The 1125-nt window shown below is 65.8% G+C and carries 1 protein-coding gene; it reads right to left on the bottom strand.

Going from position 1 to position 1125, the window contains the following annotated elements:
• A partial coding sequence (locus tag GWI24_RS44575; RefSeq protein ID WP_210951693.1) for an IS630 family transposase occupies positions 1-1088 on the bottom strand: 1088 nt, incomplete at its 3' end.
• Positions 1089-1125 lie beyond the last annotated feature (37 nt).

Genomic DNA, 1125 nt, shown 5'->3' with positions numbered 1-1125 from the left:
TGACCTGAGTCAGAGATTCGGTGGCAGTATGCGGCGACTTTGTCGAGGATCTCGTCGGCTGTCTTCGTCCAGACGAACGGTCGCGGCTGCTCGTTCCAGTCGGCCAGCCATGCCCGGATGTCGCGTTCGAGAGCCTGGACGGAGCGGTGGACGCCGCGCTTGAGCTTCTTCTGCGTAAGTTCGGCGAACCACCGCTCGACCAGGTTCAGCCAGGACGAGCTCGTGGGCGTGAAGTGCAGGTGGAAACGCGGGTGCGCCAGCAGCCACTTCTTGACCTCGGGCGTCTTGTGGGTCGCGTAGTTGTCCAGGATCAGGTGCACGCCGAGACCCGCCGGAACCTCCTTGTCGAGCCTGGCCAGGAACTTCTTGAACTCCACGGCCCGGTGCCGGCGGTGCAGGGAGCCGATGACCTTCCCGGTCGCCACTTCCAAAGCGGCGAACAAGGTGGTGGTGCCGGCCCGGACATAGTCGTGGCTGCGGCGTTCGGGAACGCCGGGCATCATCGGCAGGACCGGCTGGGAGCGGTCCAGCGCCTGGATCTGCGACTTCTCGTCCACACACAGGACCAGGGCCTTCTCCGGCGGGTCGAGGTAGAGCCCGACCACGTCGCGGACTTTGTCGATGAACAGCGGGTCCGTGGACAGCTTGAACGTCTGCGTGCGGTGCGGGGCCAGGGCGAACGCCCGCCAGATCCGCGAGATGGCCGACTGCGACATTCCCGTGGCCGCGGCCATCGACCTGGTGGACCAGTGGGTTGCGTTCTTCGGGGTCTCTTCCAGCGTCTTGACGATCACACGCTCGACATCGGCATCAGTGATCTTCCGCGGAACACCGGGCCGCGACTCGTCGGACAAGCCGTCCAGGCCATGTTCCAGGAAGCGCCGTCGCCAGGTGCGGACCGTGTCCGGGGCAACCCGCAGCCGGCGTGACACCTCCATGATCGAGTGGCCCTCCGCGCACTCCAGCACGATCCGCGACCGCTGAGCCAACGCCTGGGCCGTCGTGCGACGACGCACCCACCCCTCCAGCTCCGCCCGCTGGGCATCAGTCAGTGACAACGGCGGAATCTTCGGACCCGGACGACTCATACCGAACTAACGACAAACCTCTGACTCAGGTCACTAG

The sequence above is a fragment of the Streptomyces sp. MK37H genome (assembly GCF_018035285.1).
GTDB classification, from domain to species: Bacteria; Actinomycetota; Actinomycetes; order Streptomycetales; family Streptomycetaceae; genus Streptomyces; species Streptomyces endocoffeicus.
The sequence above is the reverse complement of the archived record's forward strand: the minus strand, read 5'-3'. Positions and strand labels throughout refer to the sequence as shown.